The organism is Paenibacillus sp. P4_A9, assembly GCF_056402415.1.
Genome location: NZ_JBFUHL010000021.1, coordinates 31986 through 52757 on the forward strand (window position 1 = coordinate 31986; position 20772 = coordinate 52757).

At 43.3% G+C, this 20772-nt stretch carries 17 protein-coding genes; 2 read left to right on the forward strand and 15 right to left on the reverse strand.

Annotated elements, in window-relative coordinates; genetic code table 11:
* Positions 1 to 168: 168 nt before the first annotated feature.
* The 3 genes from AC1DVJ_RS15480 to AC1DVJ_RS15490 all read right to left on the reverse strand — a co-directional run bounded on the left by AC1DVJ_RS15480 (position 169) and on the right by AC1DVJ_RS15490 (position 3900).
* On the reverse strand, positions 169 to 1383 hold the full coding sequence (locus AC1DVJ_RS15480) for an S-layer homology domain-containing protein (RefSeq protein WP_477592134.1): 1215 nt from the start codon (positions 1381 to 1383) through the stop codon (positions 169 to 171).
* A 237-nt stretch (positions 1384 to 1620) separates the two neighbouring features.
* Positions 1621 to 2367 (reverse strand): pseudouridine synthase, encoded by a 747-nt coding sequence (locus tag AC1DVJ_RS15485; RefSeq protein ID WP_477592135.1) that lies wholly within the window; start codon positions 2365 to 2367, stop codon positions 1621 to 1623.
* 6 nt (positions 2368 to 2373) lie between these two features.
* The gene (locus tag AC1DVJ_RS15490; protein WP_477592136.1) at positions 2374 to 3900 is read right to left on the reverse strand and encodes an RsmB/NOP family class I SAM-dependent RNA methyltransferase; all 1527 of its coding nucleotides are present in this window, start codon (positions 3898 to 3900) and stop codon (positions 2374 to 2376) included.
* A gap of 184 nt (positions 3901 to 4084) precedes the next feature.
* Between AC1DVJ_RS15490 and AC1DVJ_RS15495 the strand changes: the two genes are divergently transcribed.
* On the forward strand, positions 4085 to 4600 hold the full coding sequence (locus AC1DVJ_RS15495; RefSeq protein ID WP_477592137.1) for a thioredoxin family protein: 516 nt from the start codon (positions 4085 to 4087) through the stop codon (positions 4598 to 4600).
* 59 nt (positions 4601 to 4659) lie between these two features.
* On the opposite strand, the gene AC1DVJ_RS15500 is transcribed toward AC1DVJ_RS15495, so the two are convergent.
* The 8 genes from AC1DVJ_RS15500 to AC1DVJ_RS15535 all read right to left on the reverse strand — a co-directional run bounded on the left by AC1DVJ_RS15500 (position 4660) and on the right by AC1DVJ_RS15535 (position 12939).
* Complete coding sequence (locus AC1DVJ_RS15500) at positions 4660 to 5079, reverse strand: DUF309 domain-containing protein (RefSeq protein ID WP_477592138.1); 420 nt, start codon at positions 5077 to 5079, stop codon at positions 4660 to 4662.
* A 3-nt stretch (positions 5080 to 5082) separates the two neighbouring features.
* Entirely contained in the window at positions 5083 to 5880 is a 798-nt protein-coding gene (gene yjbM / locus AC1DVJ_RS15505) for a GTP diphosphokinase (protein WP_477592139.1), read from the reverse strand.
* A 26-nt stretch (positions 5881 to 5906) separates the two neighbouring features.
* On the reverse strand, positions 5907 to 7004 hold the full coding sequence (locus AC1DVJ_RS15510) for a quinone-dependent dihydroorotate dehydrogenase (RefSeq protein ID WP_477592140.1): 1098 nt from the start codon (positions 7002 to 7004) through the stop codon (positions 5907 to 5909).
* A gap of 155 nt (positions 7005 to 7159) precedes the next feature.
* Positions 7160 to 7993, reverse strand: a complete 834-nt coding sequence (locus AC1DVJ_RS15515; RefSeq protein ID WP_477592141.1) for a PRD domain-containing protein — start codon at positions 7991 to 7993, stop codon at positions 7160 to 7162.
* A 129-nt stretch (positions 7994 to 8122) separates the two neighbouring features.
* A complete protein-coding gene (locus tag AC1DVJ_RS15520) occupies positions 8123 to 9568 on the reverse strand; it encodes a PTS transporter subunit EIIC (RefSeq protein WP_477592181.1) in 1446 nt (481 codons plus the stop codon).
* Between the two features lie 146 nt (positions 9569 to 9714).
* The gene (locus tag AC1DVJ_RS15525) at positions 9715 to 10554 is read right to left on the reverse strand and encodes a carbohydrate ABC transporter permease (RefSeq protein WP_477592142.1); all 840 of its coding nucleotides are present in this window, start codon (positions 10552 to 10554) and stop codon (positions 9715 to 9717) included.
* Between the two features lie 41 nt (positions 10555 to 10595).
* A complete protein-coding gene (locus AC1DVJ_RS15530; protein WP_477592143.1) occupies positions 10596 to 11501 on the reverse strand; it encodes a carbohydrate ABC transporter permease in 906 nt (301 codons plus the stop codon).
* An 88-nt stretch (positions 11502 to 11589) separates the two neighbouring features.
* Entirely contained in the window at positions 11590 to 12939 is a 1350-nt protein-coding gene (locus AC1DVJ_RS15535; RefSeq protein ID WP_477592144.1) for an ABC transporter substrate-binding protein, read from the reverse strand.
* A gap of 373 nt (positions 12940 to 13312) precedes the next feature.
* Here AC1DVJ_RS15535 and AC1DVJ_RS15540 point away from each other — a divergent pair, with 373 nt between their 5' ends.
* The gene (locus tag AC1DVJ_RS15540) at positions 13313 to 13447 is read left to right on the forward strand and encodes a hypothetical protein (protein ID WP_477592145.1); all 135 of its coding nucleotides are present in this window, start codon (positions 13313 to 13315) and stop codon (positions 13445 to 13447) included.
* A 187-nt stretch (positions 13448 to 13634) separates the two neighbouring features.
* Here AC1DVJ_RS15540 and AC1DVJ_RS15545 read toward each other — a convergent pair whose 3' ends face one another.
* From AC1DVJ_RS15545 to AC1DVJ_RS15560, 4 genes are all read right to left on the reverse strand, one after another.
* The gene (locus tag AC1DVJ_RS15545) at positions 13635 to 15161 is read right to left on the reverse strand and encodes a L,D-transpeptidase (RefSeq protein ID WP_477592146.1); all 1527 of its coding nucleotides are present in this window, start codon (positions 15159 to 15161) and stop codon (positions 13635 to 13637) included.
* Between the two features lie 130 nt (positions 15162 to 15291).
* The gene (locus tag AC1DVJ_RS15550) at positions 15292 to 16914 is read right to left on the reverse strand and encodes an NHL domain-containing protein (protein WP_477592147.1); all 1623 of its coding nucleotides are present in this window, start codon (positions 16912 to 16914) and stop codon (positions 15292 to 15294) included.
* Positions 16915 to 16953: 39 nt separating this feature from the next.
* Entirely contained in the window at positions 16954 to 18843 is a 1890-nt protein-coding gene (locus tag AC1DVJ_RS15555) for a FecR family protein (protein WP_477592182.1), read from the reverse strand.
* A gap of 27 nt (positions 18844 to 18870) precedes the next feature.
* The gene (locus tag AC1DVJ_RS15560) at positions 18871 to 20721 is read right to left on the reverse strand and encodes a CHASE2 domain-containing protein (protein ID WP_477592148.1); all 1851 of its coding nucleotides are present in this window, start codon (positions 20719 to 20721) and stop codon (positions 18871 to 18873) included.
* Positions 20722 to 20772: the final 51 nt, after the last annotated feature.

Sequence of the window (20772 nt, forward strand, 5' to 3'; positions counted from 1 at the left end):
AATTTATTGTTGTGTCAGTAGCAGCGTGGACTGTTAGCCAACTGCAGTCAATATACTGAATAGGAAATATCTGCAATGACATTAAAGCTATTACCAACAAGCTTATTTTTCTTCTTGCAAACCACAAATTAAATACACCTCCTTATCTTAGAAATTAAATGCACCAACTTATTGTGGTTTAATCTGTACAGTTACTACCGTTTGAGGGTAAATATCATGTGGCGGCCTTGCTGGTGCACTAACTATCAAAGCGAGTGACGTAGTAAATTTCACTGACTTTTTAGGAATTATAAACGCGTGCATATCACCAATTTTATTAATATATAGATTGGCCACTTGATTCAAATTATGCGCCGCCAAATCAGGTGCATTACCATCGAATCCAGCGATAGTAAACCCTGGCATCTTAGACTGTGCGCTGTAAATATTGGTATCATTATTGTAGTCAACGTGTCCTTTGTAATAAATAACGTAGCTATCCATGTAGCCATCAATGATTAAGGGAGATGTTTCGTATGACATTAAATCAAACCAATGAATATTATTTAAGTCACCTAGCAAATACAAGTTAGGGTCTTTCTGATCAGCAAGATCAATAGCAATAATTTCATCAATAGAGCCTTTCCAAAGCCCATCTGGAGTTTCCATAATTAACTTACTAGTATCCCAGTTTGCACCTCCGTACTGTACTCCACCAAAGAATTCTGGCATCTTAGTGAAGATGTTGGTATGCTTTAACTCCAATTCCGCATTAGCAATCGCGGACTGATCAACCTCAAGCTTCCCTCCGCTTTTAACACTCAAAATACGCTCAATAATCGTAACTGATTGCGCCCTTGTAGTTACCTCATCAACACCGAGTGCTCCCCCTGACAGACCTTGAATTAAACCCATTTTAGTCGCATTGTACATGATAGACGGATCATTCGTAATGGCCTTCGGATCTTGATAGTCTTTGTTGGCTGAACGTAAAGCAACCCTAGCCAGTTCCATTCTTGTCATCGGCTGATTCATATCGTCCAAGCTAAAATCAGACCCTTTGTAGATGCCAAGAGTAGCAGCGGCTGTAGCAAATGGGACATACCATTTTGAACCAGTAGTTTCGCCTGTAACTGGCAAGTTTAGGGCAGTTACCGCCATTTTAATAAACTCTGCACGACTTACGCTGATTTCTGGTTTAAACGTCAGGTCTTCATATCCATCGACATAACCTTTCTTAATCGCAGTTTCGACAGAGCTTTTAGCCCAATGTCCTGCAATATCCTTAAATTGAACAGAAATAACATTATTAGAACTACCTGCCGCCGACGTTTCAACAGCATTGCAGCCTGTCGAGGTAGCAAATGTTAATGTGTAAACTAAAAGAAGTAACTTTTTCTTCATAATTTATGCCTCTTCTCTATCAATTTTATTTTTAGAAAGCCAGTATTTACCTCCTAACTCTCAATCCAATTATTGGTAGTATCTCATTTCATATTTGTAAATGTCTACCTATTTTCACTATAAACAGCAAAAACCACCCAAACATCGCTCACACAGAGCAATACTTGGGCGGTTCTTCCGCATAAAAATTCACTTAAGAAGAAAATACCATATTCTAGTATTTTTGTATAGTTAATTTTAATTCTCGTTGGCATTCCGTAAAGCATTGAGCTCATCAGCGCTCAATTCTCTTACTTGACCCAAAGCCAGTTCAGGATCAAGCGCCAGCGGGCCCATTGAAATTCTTTTCAGAAAGACAACTTGCTTGCCTACGGATTGAAACATACGTTTCACCTGATGGAATTTCCCTTCCATTATCGTTAGTTCAATTTCGGAAGGGATTCCCTCAGCTTCATTTCCTGTTCTTAAAATCTTCAATATACCAGGCAACGTCTCGTAGCCATCATCTAAGGTTACACCATGACTAAATGCTTCGCGATCCGCCTCGGTAACCGCCCATTCTACTTTGGCAAAGTAGGTTTTAGGAACATGCTTGCGCGGTGAGAGCAGGTTGTGGGCTAGTTTGCCGTCATTGGTTAACAAAAGGAAGCCTTCTGTGTCCTTATCCAATCGGCCCACAGGAAACACCTCGAACGGATCATACGCTTCGTCCAATAGATCAACAACTGTACGGTCCCGATTATCTTCAGTCGCCGAGACAACCCCTTGCGGTTTGTTCATCATGAGATAAACAAATTCACGGTAAGTGACGACTTCCCCGTTTACCGTAATATTGTCGGTATCCGGATTAACTTGCATTCCGCTGTCTTTGACTTTCACGCCGTTAACGTAAATGGCGCCTTCTTTGGCAAGGCGCTTAAGTTCAGAGCGAGAGCCAACGCCCACATGGGCGAGTATTTTATCGAGTCGTTGTGTTTGTTTCATGACCGTTTAGGTCCACCTCCAGCCGGGCGGATATTCATTCTTCAACATCCCGTCGAGCCACTTGCCCCAGCCGACGGGATGGTCGTCAATGCAGACCAGGCAGTAGCCTTTGGCTGCCTTGGTCTCTTCCAGATCGCGGAGAATCTCGCTCTCCGCGACTTCGAGCGTCTCGCCCTTCAGGTACCGAAGGGCTCGCTCGTCGCTCGAAGCCAAGCTCAGCGCTCGCTTGGCTTCGCGCAAACGCAGTCCCATGGCTAAAGCATGGGACGGTTCGAATCGGCCGCGGTGCAGCGCGCCGATGTACCAGCCTGGCCGCACGACTTTCAGTCCGTGCAGCTCGGGCAACCCCGCCGGCGACGCATACGCGTGCTCGCCGTAACAGACAAGCCGCCTCAGGGCGAAAGGCTCGCTGCGAAGCAGCTCACCGGAGAACGCCTCCAGCGGCTCCAAGCTCACCCCTGTGCTGGGCGGTACCTCAGCACGACCCTTCCCGCGTAGCGCCTGACGGCCGCTACGCTTTCCAGCTGCCGACACAAAGTCGGCAGCCCCCGCACTTGCACTTGCACTCACACTTGCACTTGCATCCGCCCCAACACCCAACCCCAAAACCGCCAAAAAATGCCCCTCACCCCGCAATTTATGCGGCCACAACCTCGCCGTCCCCGCCACAGCAGCCTTAGCACTTGAACTGTACGCATCCGCCTCACACCACGGCTCACGCAGCCAATCCGGTCGCCCAGGACTGAATCCCTCAATAGGCACGACATCAAACGCTGGATGCTTGTCCAGAAACTCAGCAATCTGCGCCTCGTTTTCCTCAGGTGAGAACGTACACGTCGAGTACACGATTCTGCCACCCGGTGCTAACATAACCGCGGCTTGTCCCAACAATTCTCGCTGCATCGCAGCAAATTCCTGAACAGAGTGACGCTCCCACTGGCCCATCATATCTTCTTCTTTGCGGAACATCCCTTCACCGGAGCAAGGCGCATCAATTAATATTTTATCAAAATAACCCTCGAATACGGTCAACATGCGTTCTGGCTTCTCATTCAAAACAACAGCATTTCGCACACCGAGCAGTTCAAGATTTTTAACCAAAGCTTTAACCCGATCTGAATGGATATCGTTTACGACTAGCACGCCTTCACCTTTCAGCTTCGCGGCGATTTGCGTCGATTTCCCACCAGGTGCTGCGCATAAATCAAGAACCCGTTCCCCAGGCTTTACCTCAAGCAATCCCACAGGTGCCATCGCACTTGGCTCTTGGATATAATAAAGCCCTGCATGATAATTGGGATGCTTACCAGGTCGTTCACCTTCTTCATAATAAAAACCATCAGATGCCCAAGGCACAGCCGTCAGATGAAATGGACTTTTCTCCAAAAAATCATGACGATCCACCTTCCCTGTATTTACCCTTAATCCAAACACTCGCGGTTCATCATAAGAAGCAAGAAATAGCTCAAATTCTTCTTCACCTAGTAAATCAATCATTTTCTCCTTAAAAAGGAGTGGTAGCTGCTTCGCCATTCGACATCTTCGCTTTCTATATAAAATCCTCTAAAATCAGGCAGTTTGTTATTTCCTTGTTATGTTGTAACGGTATTATAGCTGACTTGTCACGAAACAGCCAATATTATTCCGATATTGGACAGGATATGCTATACTTTTTATAGAAGATAGTAGAAAGTAGAAATAATAAAGAGGTGCATTCATGAAGAAGTTGCTTATTTATTTAGGCATTGTAGTCATTTTATTCGGTGGGTTATACTTCGTTAATCAGCAATCTACCAAAACTTCGGATAAAGCGAATGCAGGTAATCCATACGGTGTTGCCGCATCCAAGCTAAATCCTGAGACAGTGAAGCAGTTAAATGATCCGAACTATCAGAACTTGATTTTGCCCAAAGCTTTGGATGAAAGATTGAAGAACAAAGAAACTTTCTTCCAATATTATTATGCATCAACTTGCCCACATTGCAAAGTAACAACACCCGTCCTAGTTCCTATGCAGAAAGAACTCGGTATCGACGTGAAGCAGTTTAATTTGGAAGAATTCAAAGACGGTTGGAATAACTACAAAATCAACTCTACACCAACCATTGTTTACTATAAAAATGGTGTAGAAGCTGCCCGCATAGAAGGCGGCATTCCAGAAGCAGGTTCAACAGGCGGCAATACGCCAGAAATTTTCAAAGCTTTTTTCCAAAAGAATATGTCCAATAAATAGTCATAGTTAAACCTACAAAAGGACTTCTTCACCCCGTGGTGAGAAGTCCCTTTTTCGTTTCAATCATGTGCTATACTTTGCGGTGGATCCAACCTCAACTCATCCAGTAGATCCACAAGCTCTTGCTCAAGAATCACAATGTCCAAATCATAAGGAAGAAACGGCTCATCTTGCAATCTCAGCAGCTTCCCCAGATAAACCTCACTATCCTTCATCAAAAGGCCAAGATCAATGCCTAGCACATGTTCAGGATAATGAGCCAGCTTCTCAAGCCCCGAGCTAAACAGTTTAATAGAACCGCTCGCATTTCCATTCGAATGATGATAAAGGCCTACTGCAATTTGCAGCAGACCTTGATATAGCGGATTTCGGCCTTCCTCCAGCCAAAGCTCCTCCATCACTTCATGACATTCGAAATAATCCCGCTGATCGTTAAAATAGTACAGAAAAGCGACATACAATCGGTCATACTCGCTCATAGATTAGCTATTATCTCCTTTTTTAGCTCTCGCAATGGCAGCCTCGATATCGGCAGATAAATCACTAAGCCCTTCTTCCGTTTCCCATATTTCATTAAATCTCAATTGAAACTGAGCGGCTTCTCTTACCCGATGATAAAAATATAATTCTTGGATGTTGCTCAGTACACGGTTGACCAAATTGGAGTTATCTTCAAACATCCGTTGGGAGGCCATAATCTCACCGCGAATACTAGACATTTCCTGATCTAATAAATAAGCCGCTTCTGCTGCTTTACTTAATCGGGCCCGGACCTCAACAGGTAATTGCTCTTTATATTTATAATTCAAAGAATGCTCAATCGTCGCCCAGAAATTCATAGCCAGCGTCCGAATCTGCACTTCTGCTAAAATTTTCTTCATGCCAAGTGCGGTTTGTACAGGGTATTCAATAATAATATGAAAGCTTCGATATCCGCTCGGCTTTTTATTTGTAATATAATCCTTTTCATAGACAACACTCATGTCTTGTCTGCTGCGGATGAGCTCAGCCAGACTCTCAGTATCCTCTACAAATTGGCACATAATGCGAATTCCTGCGATATCTTCAATGCCTGACTCTAATTGATCCATTGGAACGCTCAAACGCTTCGCTTTCTCCAGAACGCTTGATATTTTCTTGACACGTCCCGTTACAAATTCAATCGGTGCGTACTCTTCACGACTTTTGAGCTCACCACGTAATGTCTTGAACTTTACTTTCAACTCTTCTACCGCTTGCTCATAGGGCAGTAGAAACTTCTTCCAGTCTCGTCCATCCATCCATGTACCCTCCATTCTGAATGAAGTTAGTGCGAATCTACGCCTATTGCCTGGGAAATATGTGTGAAGCCATCTCTCTTTAATAACTCGTGAAGACCTTTATTTATGCGGCCTAACAGACCTGGCCCCTCGTAAATTAATGCTGTATATACCTCAACTAGGCTTGCTCCAGCACGGATTTTCTCATACGCATCCTGCGCAGTGAAAATTCCACCCGCCCCTATAATCGGCAGCTTGCCTTCTGTTAATTGGTACACACGTCGAATGACATCCGTTGAGCGCCCCGTTAACGGCACACCACTCAGACCCCCCGCTTGCTCGCGATTGGCATGACGTAAGCCTTCTCTGCTCAGTGTGGTATTCGTTGCGATGATCCCCGATATACCGCTTTCCTTAATGATCTGTACAGTAAGAACTAGCTCCTCATCAGATAGATCTGGCGCAATTTTGACAAGCACTGGCTTCGCGGCACCGCCATGCTGTTTATGCTGCACTTGCATCTCATCACGTACAGTAGACAACAAGCGTTTCAAATCATCACCATGTTGTAAATTACGCAAATCAGGTGTATTTGGTGAGCTTATGTTTACAACAAAGAAATCACCATATGTATATAACGCTCCAATACAAGCCCGATAATCTTCTTCAGCCTGTTCGTTTGGCGTTGATTTATTTTTTCCTATGTTTACGGCTACTGGAATCGTACGTTTACCTGTTTTTTCTAGGTTAGACGCCATCTCTACCATGCCTACATTGTTGAAACCCATGCGGTTTATGAGTGCTTTGTCCTCCGGAAGACGGAACAAACGTGGCAACTCATTTCCTGGCTGTGGTTTAGGCGTAATCGTACCCACTTCCATGAAACCAAAACCCAATTGCGAAAAACCTTTTACCGCTTTCGCATTTTTATCTAGCCCAGCAGCAAGACCCACTGGATTACCAAAGTGTAATCCCCATAATTCTTGCGTTAGTTGAGATGAATCTGACACCCCATACATGGATTTAAGTAATTGCTTTCCACCTGGTAAATTCCCGACAACACTAAGGCCGTCAATCGTCAAATGATGCGCTTTTTCCGGATCCATTCGGAACAAAACGGGTTTGGCTAACTTCTTATACAGCATGTCCTATGCACTCCGTTCTCTAAGTACTCTAACAGTCAGTTTAGCTGACAATGTAGAAATATGCAATCCACTCGAGGTCTTAAACCTCGTATTCAAACAAAAAATCCCTGCTCCACGAAGGTTGCAAGGGAATGCTCTAAGCTTATTTAATTCTCCTACACTTCGGTACGTTGCAGCAAGCGCTCCAGATGCATCGTCAAGTATCCAGTCTCATCGTCAGGTACTTCTAACTGTAAGGAATCACTTAGCAATAACGATAAAACCTTTGCTTTCACATACGTATCGCCGTACTCTTCTTTAATTTTGGAAAGGAGTGAGTTTTGAAGTGTTTTCTTTTGCTTCACCCGTTCAATTACACCTTTTAAATGGCTGATAAAACGAAGTGTTGAAAACGAATCATCGAAATTAAAACCAAGCTCCTTTGCCGATTCGATCGTATGAGAAACCACTCTTACCACCGCAAGGGAATCGGATGCTTGCTCTTTCTTACGTGCACTGTTGAAATGCATCGTCAAGAAGGCAACCTCATCCTCAGGTAATTTCACATCCAGGTGTTCATTCAGGAATTCGACGGATTTCTTAGCTACCTTATATTCCTCGGGGTACATATAACCAATTTCATAGGCAAATGGGTTCGTTATGAAAATTCCGCGTTTCTGCCGCTCAACAGCAAAGTTAATATGATCTACGAGCGATGCATGGATCGTTTCTGAGAAATCACCTTCTAGCATGCTTTGTGCGTAGGCAATAACTTCCTCCGTGATCCCGATAATTTTCACATCTACGGCATTTAGAATTTGTTCATAGTTCTTCAATACTTCCGATGTATGTAAGAGAAATTCTTGTGTAATTTCAGCTTCATCGATCATCATGCCCGCTGTTTTCTTGAAACCTATTCCCTTACCAAATGCGATGGAATTTTTGCCCGAACTCAAATGCGCCATCACGACGTTATGGGATAGAACATGTATGATCGTCCGTTCAATCATAAGACACCTCCGCGTTCTTAGGTTTGTCCTGATTATTTCTCTCCACATAAGAAAGAATAAGATTTCGGTTCCCGAAAACGTCTTTCTTATTGGCGATAAAACTTACCTCTAAACGCGGTCGCTCATCTTTCAATGGCCTCGATTAGAAGTTTTCTCACTTGTACCCAGCAAAGGTTTAATGCTTTCACGAATTTGTTCCGATTCCGTTCCAAAAACAACATGTACATTGCCTTTTCCTAGTCGGATAACACCAATAGCACCAAGTTCCTTCAGCTCTCCATCTTTGACGAGGGTCTCTTCTTTCACAAGTAAACGCAGTCGTGTAATACAAGCATCAATGGATATAATATTAGAAGCTCCGCCAATAAACTTAAGAATACTGGACGGTCGATCTTCTACGATTGTGTTGTTATTCATCACCATGTCTACTGTGTCCTGTTGATCAACTTCGTCCTTCGTCGATACTTTCATCGGGAAGAAATGGAGATACGCGCGAAAGGTCATATAATATAGACAAAAGTACCCTGCACCAATGAGAAGTATCCAATATGGATTCGTCGCCAGATGCCAGTTCAGTACGAAATCGATAAATCCTGCTGAGAAGCCAAAGCCCATTTTGACCTGAAGGATATTCATGATCAGCATGGACAAACCAGTTAATACGGCATGAATCACATAAAGGACAGGGGCGACAAACATAAAAGCAAATTCGATCGGCTCTGTAATTCCTGTTAGAAAACTTGTTAGCGCTGCAGTTAACATCACAGGGGCTACAAATTTCCGCGTGGTTGATGAAGTGCTTCGCACTACAGCAAGAGCCGCAGCTGGTAGTCCGAACATGATAACTGGATAGAATCCAGTCATAAACATCCCTGCTGTAGGATCTCCAGCGAAGAAGCGTGAGATATCCCCATGAACAACTTTGCCAGCAGGCGTAACGAAATCTCCAATTTGAAACCAAGCGATATTATTAATGACATGATGAAGACCTGTCGGTATGAGTAGTCGATTCATAATGCCGTAAATGAAAACCMCAATATTGCCGTTGTCGACAATCCATAACCCTATTTCGCTAATTCCCCGCTGTATAGGAGGCCAGATTAGCCCGATCAATACCCCGAGGAAAACCATCACAAGTGACGTTACAAGCGGAACAAATCGTTTTCCACCGAAAAATCCAAGTGCCTTTGGCAAACGAATATGTTGATATCGATTGAAGAAAGTGGCCGAAAACATCCCTACCAGCATGCCACCAAGTACGCCAGTATCCAGTGGCTCTGATCCACCTGAACTGGCTTGAAAATGTTTAAGTACATTGTCAAAAACCAAGTATCCAACGGCCGCCGCTAATGCGGCAATACCATCTCCTGAAGTTAATCCAATTGCGATCCCTATGGCGAATATCAGTGGCAAATTATCAAAAATTGCACTTCCGCCAAGCTCAAAAATCTGAGCCACATGAATCAGGAACGGATCATTAAAAGACATTTTACCAATTCGAAGAAGTATGGATGCTGCCGGCAGCACCGCAATAGGGATCATCAATGATCTCCCCATCTTCTGAAATGCATACATTACACTCATCTGATTCACCTATAGCCCACAAGTTTGGCCGTTTCTTGTTTGCTTTTACCTATCCCCATTATAGTAGAAAGAACACCCTCCCGAAAGGATAAATTCCTCTAGGTAAAGGTGTTTTTTCTATGCATTGCCATATACAGTTATTTCACAGCTCCTGCTGTAATCCCACTTGCAATTTGGCGTTGATATATCATATATACGATCAAAGTCGGTAATGTTGTGATCAGCAATCCTGCGAATAACGGACCCCATTCTACACGATATTGCATCTCAGCTTGCATAACAGCCAAACCAATTGGAAGCGTGTACTTGGAAGGCTCGTTCGTTAGAACAACCCCGAGGAAGTATTCATTCCAGTTATTCAGCATGTTCGTAATCATAACCGTAATTAGACCTGGCTGTGACAATGGTAACATAACACGGAAGAACGTGCCATAGTGAGACGTTCCATCAATAATCGCAGCCTCTTCAATTTCTTTCGGCAGCGACTTGTAGAAGCCTACAAGCAAGAAGATCCCGAACGGTAAGTTGAGCGCCGCATAGACGAGAATTAACCCTAACCACGTATTAATTAGATGTAGATCGTTCAATAAGAAGAATAATGGGATTAATGCAAGCGCGAACGGAATCATCATCGAGGAGATGTAGATGGTTAAGAGAATTTTATTCCCTTTAAAATCATATCTCGCCAGAATGTATGCGGTCATCGCGGCTAGAATCATCCCCAGCAGCGTACTTCCTACCGTAACTATAATCGAGTTTAAGAAGTAAGTACTGAAATTGTATTTACTCCACACATATGAGAAATTCGACCATAGTAACGGGAATTTAGGCAATTCCCATGGAGCATTTAAGAAAAATTGTTCATTATTTTTGAGCGCATCGAGCAATGTCCACACAAGTGGATAGAGCACGGCAACACTCCAGATAATCAGAATGATCCAAACTAACATTTTCGCTAATGGATTTTTGATCGCCATATGATGGTTTCCCTCCCTCAGTATCTTTGTCTATGATGACTTTAGTGCATTTCGATTGTTTCTTGGCGCATGATACGTTGCAAGATCAGTGTCGTAATGAGTGACACGATGAGAATCATGACACCAATGGCCGCTCCATAACCGAAATGATACTGTTGAAAAGCCATCCGATACAGATAAGAACCCATAACTTGCGTTGTATTATCCGGCTGTCCGCCATTGGTCATCAACTGAACAATAACGAATGATCCATTGAGTGTAGTAATAACGATGTTAATAATGGAAACCTTAATCTGCTCCCAGATGAGCGGCAAGGTGATGTGTCGGAATTGCGACCCTTGACCCGCTCCGTCTATATTAGCTGCCTCATAATAGGAAGCAGGAATATTCACGATTGCAGCAATCATGAGGATCATATAGAAGCCGATACCTGCCCAAATGGTTGGGGGTAGAAGCATCCAGATCGTATGCTGTGGAAATCCTAACCAAGTAATATCAACTTTCTTTTCAGTAAAAAGAGACAGGAATGCATTCAAGAAACCGATTTGCGGATTGTAAATGAAATTCCAAAGCACGCCGATAACAACGACAGAAATGACATTCGGGATAAAGAAAATTGCTCGGAAGAAGCCAGAACCCCTCAAATTAAATCTCGTTAAGGCAACGGCGAAGAAAGTCGCCAAAATCATAATCCCAATAACTTTACCTACGACTAGAAAGTAATCATTCCCAATTGCTCTAAGTACAATCGGATCCTTGAAAAGTTCAACGAAATTGTCGAACCCAATAAACTCGCTGTTTTCAGACATTCCTGACCAATCATAGAACGACTTCTGTAAAGCCTGTATAACGGGGTAAATCGTAAATACGCAGAAGAATATAAAAGTCGGAATGATGAATGAAGCGATGAACAAATTCCGTTTCAGTTTTTTCGAGTTGGTCTTCATTCTATCGTCACCGTCCTGTCATTAAAATGGCGGAGAACGCCTTAGGCAGCTTTGCCCTTGTTGTTCTCCGCACTGCTTCATTCAGTTCCTATTTCTTTTGTTTTGCAACAACATCAGTTACACGAGTCACCCATTGTTCAGGAGTAATAGTTCCGATAGTCAAAGCAACTGTAGCATCTTGCATAGCTTTATCAACGTCAGCAGCGAAGGAAACTGTTGGTACTACAACCGTGTCAGCAGAAGACAAGAATTTCGCAGCATCCTTAACGAAGTTAGGAGCTTTAGAAGAAGAAATGTCACCTTTAACATTGGAAGGAGCTCCACTTAGTTCAGCCCATTGAGAAGCTTGTGTTTTGGAGAATACGAATTGCATGAATGCTTTAGCAGCATCTTTGTTTTTCGCTTTTTTCGCGATACCGAAAGTAGCTGTGGACGTGTTAGCTACAACTTTTCCGCCTTTATCTTGTGTGATGGATGGAATGAATCCGAAGTCAAAGCCGCCTGGAACGTCTTTCGCCATTTCGTTTGGTAACCATAGACCGTTCGGGATAAACGCATCTTTGTGTTGTAGGAACAAGGATTGGGAATCCGTGTGGTTGATTTGAACGGATGCTTTGTCGATGTAGCCTTTATCGCGCATTTGAACGATTTTGTTCAAACCTTTGATGATTGCAGGGCTTTTCCAAGCTTCAAGATTGTTTGTGGACATATCTTGCAGCAATTTGTAGTCATTGTTGTTAGCAGAAACGATCGCTGGAAACAATATGCCACCGTTGATGTAGTAAGGATATTTACCAGTATGGATGAAAGGATTTATGCCAGCACCTTTGATTTTTTCACTTACAGCCAAGAACTCTTCGAAGTCTTTCGGCTCAGCCCAGCCTTTGTCTTTAAATAAGGCTTTATCGTAGAAGATACCCCATGAGCTCATTACGAAAGGAATGTTATACGTCTTACCGTCAAACTCTTGTGGTTTTTGTGCAAGCAAATCAATGATTTTCTCGCCATCTACGTTTTTCGCATCTTTGATCCAATCAGTCAGGTCTTCCAGTTGTCCATCTGTAACCATTTGACGGTCGAACAACTCAGGTCCATCGATGTATACGAAATCAGGTGGGTTACCAGCGATCCAACGGGGTTTCATTTGTTCGTTGATTTTTGGTCCCGCACTTTCTTTAATTTTCAAATCAGGGTTTGCTGCTTGGAAGTCAGCGATTACTTTTTTCCACCATTTGTCGCCGTATCCGCCAACAAAGTATTGGATTTCAAAATCACCAGTTAGTTTTGCTTTAGCTGCTGTAGTTGGTGCTGCAGAAGCTGCTGCAGTTGGAGCCACAGATGCGGCTGGTTTTGTCGTTTCTACGGGTGTGGATTTTCCGCAACCTGCAGCTACGAGTGCCATAGACGTTGCCAAACCAATCGTTGACCATTTTTTCATGTTCATGTGATCATCTTCTCCCTTTTTTAATTCATCTAGTTATTTATTGGTGAAACGTAAACCCGATAGTTAAACTTGCCTTTTGTTTGCGCTATCAACCCCTTTCATAATTCATTTTTGGCAAAATAAAAAGGGCATAGTTATAGAAGAAGACTTGCATTTCTTCTAATAACTAATGCCCTTGCGGTAACATGTTATCAAAACTGACATATTCAATTGTTTTAGGTGTTCCGTGTGATTGAATCTTACAATAAAATGACATGAACGTCAATACTTCTTTTTTCGAATCGCTCATTTTTCTTATTCGTTGAATGTGCTTACTTATGTTATGATAGAGTCATCTCAATTAATCCTAATGGAAAAGGTGATTCTAATGGCCAAACGCAAACCAGTAGCCGCTTCTCGCAGACAGAAAAACGAAGTGAATATGAAAGCTATTTACTGGACAGGATCAATTGTGTTAGTTTTTATCATCATAATGACCTTACTGCTCATTTTGGACAAATGATTTCACCAAAGTGATTGAAAACTTCACAATTCGAATTGTAATCGCTTTCGCATTTCTTGTCAAGAAGAAAACTTGTAGTTTTCTAAACAGGGCTGCAACCGTTTTAGTCCGCAACTTACATACCAAACTGATTGCAAGAAAACATGTAAAAAGGAGGGAACAAGTTTCATACTTGCCCCTCCTTTTTCTAATCCAACCATCTATAAACCTTCCCAGGATTGTTATCCTTCGTCTCTAAGGGCAGTCCAATCGCTTGCTGAGGATTACCGCCCCCTGCTCCGATGCCTTCTCCCGATCCTGAGGGTGGTAACACCCCCTTACCAATCGTCAATTTGGTTTGTTGGGGGACCATATTATATAACTCCTCCACATCCGCTTGCAGCATTCGAACACAGCCATGTGACTCATCCTTGCCTATGCTAGCTGGCTTATTCGTCCCATGTATGGCATAAAGCGTATTCGACAAAGTCATCCCGCGGCTGCCAAACTCACCATTCGATCTGCCATTCGGGTTACGCACTTTTTCACTGATAACGAAGTCCCCCGTCGGCGTCTTCGCTCCTCCCAAACCAACCGGATAACGCCGTAAAATAAATTCTCCGCTTACAACAGCCAGTTGATGCTGTTCAGTATCAATGATAATCCTGAGAGGCTCTACAAACGGCTCTGGAGAGGCTTTGGACTGATCGTTACTTGCGGCAACTGCCTTCTCTTCTTTCGGCAGCGATGGCTGCTCCTCTTTCGTGATCCCCGACTGATTCGGCACCTGAGCATGCCCCGCCTTTGTAGGCTCGGCCATTCTTTGCAAGGCTTCTGGGAAAGCTGCTTTCATCTGTGGTGTAAGACCTGGTAACAGATTATCAGGATAAGGCTTCGTCAATTGCTGTGCCTTTTCCGGTAATCCACCTGTTTTGGTTTGATAAGCCTGTATCGCACTTTGTAAAATAATCGCTTCTTCACGTTCATGCATCCAAGCAGCAATGACATGTACCAATTTGGAGCTATCCGCAACCTGACAGGAGCAAATTTGTGCCTGATAGTACTTCAGTACGGCCTCATTTCCACCAGCTCCCGTATGTTCCACACTTAGGAGCGGACTGACAGAGCGGTGCCATTCCTTCCACTGCCCATCTTTACTTGCAGGAACGTCCATGATTACGGATTCCCCCGCTCGTCTTACAGGAGGTAGTAAAATCTGTTGCAGCTTCTTCCCCCAGTCTCCATCGGAGAAATACAGCTTTACGCCAGAATTGTCGTTTGGAATGTTTGTTATGACTGCCGTCTCTTCGACCAGTTGTTGCTGTTCCACCACATTCTCCATCACATCCGATTTAGCTAGATCCATTCCCGCGGGAATAGCCAACAAAACAAACATAACAAGGTATGCGAGCCACTTCCGCCTGCCACGTGATTTGGTTTGACGTTTTACATGCACAGTTCCTTTGTCTAAAATAGACGCCGCTAATCTGGTTGGCACAGGCCCATCCAAACCTATTTTTTGCTGCTCGAAAGCTTCATATATTTCACCAGCCTGTGCAAAGCAATACGCCGCCTTCCCTGCTTTGCCCTGCGCTGTGTATTCTCTGCCTAATAAATACCATGCCATTTTATGATCAGGATGCTCTTTGACATATTTCTTGAGATACTGAGGATCTTCGATCGGATTATGTTGGAAGAATCGCTCAAATTGATCGTTTCGATTATTCGACTTCAAGGTTTCATGCCCCCAATCCGCTTCACACTACTCTCCGTTTTTATCGGCAATAGAGGTGCAAAGCTGAAGTCAAACGAGAAAAAGACTTGGACAAGGAGTTCTCCTTGCCAAGCCTTTTCTATTTACAAGCCTATTTCAAATAGGATTTCACACGTAAAATTGCTGTTTGATGTGGCGCATCCCACTGTACATCTAAACCGATCTGTTCAGCGAAGAAGCGAATGGGTACATAAGTGCGATCTTGCTTCACATAGGGTGCTGCATCCGTTTCTAGCTTACGATCTGGGGCGCCAGCTTGCTTACGAACGATACCTGTTTCACCAATGGTTAACTCCACTGTCAGATCACCTTTGGAGAGCTGAACAACGGATTTACCAGCCCGCTCGACATAGGTCACCTTATAGCCAAATGTTTCACTGATTGCACGAACAGGCACCATCGTGCGTCCATCTTGAATTTCTGGCTGTGCATCAAATGAAATCAGCTTATTGCCGCTAACCACCTTCACTAATCCATCCTTCGAAACATTCGCAGGCAAATGATAAGGCGTTATTTTACGAATTTTGTTATTGGAAGCATCCGCTACAACGAGGGTACCTTGTCTAGTTGCAATCACATCCGAAGGACTATAGAACTCAGCGGATTGCTCAACACCATCTGCCTCCCCCGTTTGAAGCGTTCCTGTGAGCGTCGTTACTTGGCCATTCAACAAATAGCGAACAGAGTGATTCAAACTATCTGCGATAAGCAGACCGCCTTCTGTGGTCACAGCCAGTCCCTTAGGGAAGTCAAACTTCGCCTTCAACGCTTGGCCATCTGCAAAATCACCTTCTGCATATAACTCATTTTTCGCATAAATCGTCGAAGCACTGACAGATGGGGTTGATCCCGCAATCGTCGATACAAGACCTGTTGCAAAGTCAATATAACGGATACGTTGATTACCCGTGTCACTTACATACATATTCCCTTTGCCATCTAACGCGAGCCCCGAGGGCTCATTGAACAATGCTGTAGAAAGGCTGCCATCGTGATACTCACCCGCGAATGAAGCTTCACCAGGCCGAACTTGAATTGCACGAGTAACTGGAGCAGTCAATGTTGTTACTTGTCCATTAGCAGCAACTTTACGAATGACATGATTAAGAGTATCTGCGACAAATACCGTGCCGTCTGCAGTAACTGCAATATCACTCGGGTGATTGAAGCTAGCGTCTGCACCTTTACCGTCTTTGTTTCCAGGTACGCCATTGCCCGCTATCGTCGAGACATTCCCATTCACGTCTATCTTACGAATCGCATGATTACCCGCATCTGCTACATACACATTCCCTTGGGCATCCAAGGCAAGCCCCGTCGGCTCATTAAAAAATGATTCGGATGCTTTCCCATCTAAGAGTCCACCTGTCGGGAAACCTTGGCTATTCTTCAATATGGCGATTTCTGGACCTGCAAAAGTAGTCACTTGTCCATCCTTCACTTTACGAATCACGTGATTCCGCGTATCCGCAATTAGAAAACTTCCATCGGCAAGCTGCAGTACACTACCTGGGGCACGAAAGGCCGCTTGTAAAGCATCCCCTTCTCGATCTTCAAAATCACCGATACCGGCTAAGGTCGACACATCGGATAGAATCTGACCGGTATTGGATTTCAACGAATCAGCATCTAAACCAGCAGCCCAAGCCGATGACCCGCCTAGCAAGGTAGCAACAACTATACTTGAAACAAATATTTGTCGTAAGGGTTTCATTGGTTTCTCCTTTTTATCTAGTTAACTTTACGCTTCTGGTTATTCTGGAATATCTGTATACTCAGGTCCTTCAACGTCCACTGCCTCAATATCAGCTGGGTCGATAATAATTTTCTCGACAGTCTGACCATTCTTCCTAACGATCACAATTTTACCAACACGGATCTGATCCTCTCCAGAGGTTACCATTGGAATGCTTACTAGCTTTGTTGTCTCAGAAACTGCGATGTTAGGTGCAGTGCCAAAATTAGTTACAGCGTAAACGAGTTCATTATCGCCTTCACTTCCATACCCTAGCTCATACGCCTTAATATAATCTGCACTCGATCCACCCTCTGCTGTTGTGTGGAAAACATCTTTATTTCTTAGAGGTGGATAGGCAAGATACCTTGTATAAGAACCGTATTGTAAATGAACCTCTACAGCATAAATATCTTTTATTCCTGTAAAGTTATTTAAATTGATATTTAGATAATAAGGAGCAATCGGAGATGTATTGGCACCTTCCGTAGGATTTAGCGTTAGTGGCGTGACTAGATCTTCTGAAGCAATCGCATCTGTACTCAAAGTAACAGTAGGTGTTAGTACTACCGGATCCGGCCCTGGCCCTGGTGGTACTGTTTCTGGTTCCGTACTAGGCTTGTCCTTATTTCCAGCATTCGATTCAGCTTGAGCTGCATCATACGCCTTTTTCTCCTGCTCAGTTAAAGATTCCTTCAACTTTGCTTCAGCCTCAGCCTTCGCTTTCGCTTCAGCAGCTTTCTGTGCTTCTTCAAGCTTTTTCTTTTCTTCTTCAAGCTTTTTCAAAGCAGCAGCCAGCTTTTGCTTAGCAGCTTCAACTCTTTTATCGTTTTCAAGCTTTGCTTTCAATTTCGCTTCTTCTAGTTTCCGTAACTCTTCTTGTTTCTTTTTCTCTAACTCCGGATCAACACCTGCCGTTTTATCAAGCGGTTTGACTTTAGATAAATCCAGCTTTTTATCCTCTTGCGTGATCTTTTTGTTTGCTTCCTCAATAATTTTGTCTAGTTCCTTCTGATCTAATTTATTCTCAGCCAATGCTTCCTTAGCAACATTACCGATCAAATTCTCTAGATTTTGCTTTACTTTATCTAAGTCAGATAGATTTTTTATATTAAGGGAAGTTTTATCATCAACAATAAGACCTTCTTGAATTTCTTTTTTCTTTTTAGCAATAAACGCTTCGTTTTCTTTATCAATCTGATCTTTGTTCAGTAGTAGCTCTTTAATAATTTCAGGTGAAGCTTGTTTGATAAATTCTTCTAGATCAAGGAATTCTACCTTCAAGTCTAAGTCCGTTGTTTCTTCACGATTATCTAACGTAATTTCTTGTGTCGGGTTTAAGTAGGTAATCGTTGTGGTTTGCGTCTCATCCGAATTGGACGTCACAGTAGATGCAGAAACTCTTCCAGACCCTACAGCCATTTTGGTTTTACCAGTAAGAGGGTCAACCGAAACGAAGAACTGCGTTCCGCGTACGCCCATTACTGCAGTTGGCGTTTCAATTTCAAATTCATCTTCCGCGCCGGCCAACGATTTCACTTTGACCCACATCGAACCTGCCCAAACCTTAAGCTTGGATTTCTTATTTCCATTAGATGAATTAAGATCTGATACATTGAGCTCCGCATTGCCGCCTAATGTGACATCCGCATCCCCGCTCGCTAAGCTCAGTGTTACCGAGGAGCTTTCCCCCGTATAAACGGTATCCCCCTGATTTAAACTCATATCCTTGTAAGCATCGTAGGTCTTGGAGCCGCCGCCTTTTTTAATTGTAACGTCTCCTGATAATGCCGAAATAAGGGCAACGCGGACCGTTTTCGCATCCACTGGTTTAACTAACAACACAGATACTAAACTAAACACCAAGCTAAAGCTTAACAATACTGAAATAAATGATTTCTTTGTCATTCCCACTCTTCACGCCTCCAAGCAACTCTATTTTAAATACCCGATAACTTCATACACAGTGACCGGTTTTTCTTTTCCTTTTACTTTGATCTCACCAATAGATTCAATCTCAAATAGTCCTTTGACACGCTCATACGTCTGTTCACTAATCAAAATCTGTCCTGGTTTGGCATTAGATTCAAGTCGAGCTGACAAGTTAACGGTATCGCCAATTGCTGTATAATCCAGCCTTAGATCTTCAGATCCGATATTACCAACAACCGCAGGACCACTATTAATCCCTAGTCCAAATTTCACACCGATGCCATAATTCTTAATCAACTTCTGCTCGAGAAGATCTGCTTGTGATTTCATCTCGATCGCAGAGCGTACGGCCATTTCTGGATGATTATCATACTCAATGGGTGCGCCGAACATCGCCATAACGCCATCACCAATGAATTTATCCAATGTTCCATTGAACTTGAAGATTGCTTTCGTACAGACATCCAGATATTCATTCAACACTTGAATAACTTGTTCTGGCTCTAGTCGTTCCGACATCGGGGTAAAYCCGCGAATATCAACGAATATCAATGAAATGTCTTTGCGACTTCCGCCAAGCTTTACATCTTCACCTGACTGAAGAAGCTCATCCACAACCGTTTTGGAAACGAATCTACCGAAAATACCAGTAACCCGATTCCGTTCTTTTCGTTCTTCTAAGTAATGGCTAACTAATGACCATACATAGATGGTAACTAATGCAAATTGCGGATATACAAGCGGCAAGAACATGGAACCAATGGTATAGAATCCTAACCATACCATGCCATAGATCACGAACATGCCTAGGAAAATGAATAAAGCAGTCTTCCCATTGAACCTTTCAAACAAGATAATGGCAAGTAACGAAATAAGTAGAATAATAGCGATCCCAGCCGAGCTCGAAGCATCCTTGTAAAAAACACTCTCTAATAGGGTTTGAATCATATTGGCATGAATTTCAATCCCAAACATCTTGACGGAGGAAATCGGTGTCGGGTATTCATCCTGCATGGCCGTTACAAATGGACCCACAAGCACTATACTACCTTCGAGTGCCAACGGCTTGGTGCTATTCAGAACATCAACGAATGACAGCATTTCATAGCCTGTTGTCGCATCTATCTTTTGTCTTGGCTCCGTGAAGAACTCTGTTGTCACTTGGTCTCTTTCGTTGGTTGGCAATATTTCATTACCACGCAACCATTCGCCAGTTTCAGCATCACGCTTTACCTTCTCATGATCTTCCAAAACTAAATTCGCAAGAGCAACACTGAATGCCGGAATGTACGTACCTTTCTCATCTGGTAAACCGACTGGCAGCTTGCGTGCTTTGCCATCCTCATCAACAAACACATTGATATTGGCCATTTGATCTCTTTTGGTCGTTAGGGTCGAGGAAGGGTAATCAACTTTATCAGGAACTAATTCGCCTTCTGACTTTTGTTTAGAGGGGTAGTTGATTTGTACAGGCAATATAATATTGGAGTACTTCGCTAGCACATCAGCTAATGCTTTATCGTCAGCAGGGTTCTTCGAAGGCTCTGCGAGCACAACGTCAATTCCAATAGCCGCTGCACCTGATTGCTCCAACTTCTCTATGACTTGTGCGTATGTACTTCGATCCCATGGAAACTTCCCGATGGCAGCAAGTGATTTATCATCGATTTTAATAATCTTGATTCGATCATCCGGCTGACGCTCATCGACCGATTTCGCGCCACGTAAGTTATCTTGAAGAGGACTTTCAACAAAGTAAAATAAACCGTTCGATTGCGCCGTGTAGAAATATGTCGATAACAATGTTAATAAGAGTCCTACTACTAAAGTCTTAATCCATTTCTTCTTACCCATATAATCCTCCCCGAGTTTACTAGTTTCATTGTAAGATGCTATGTAAATATT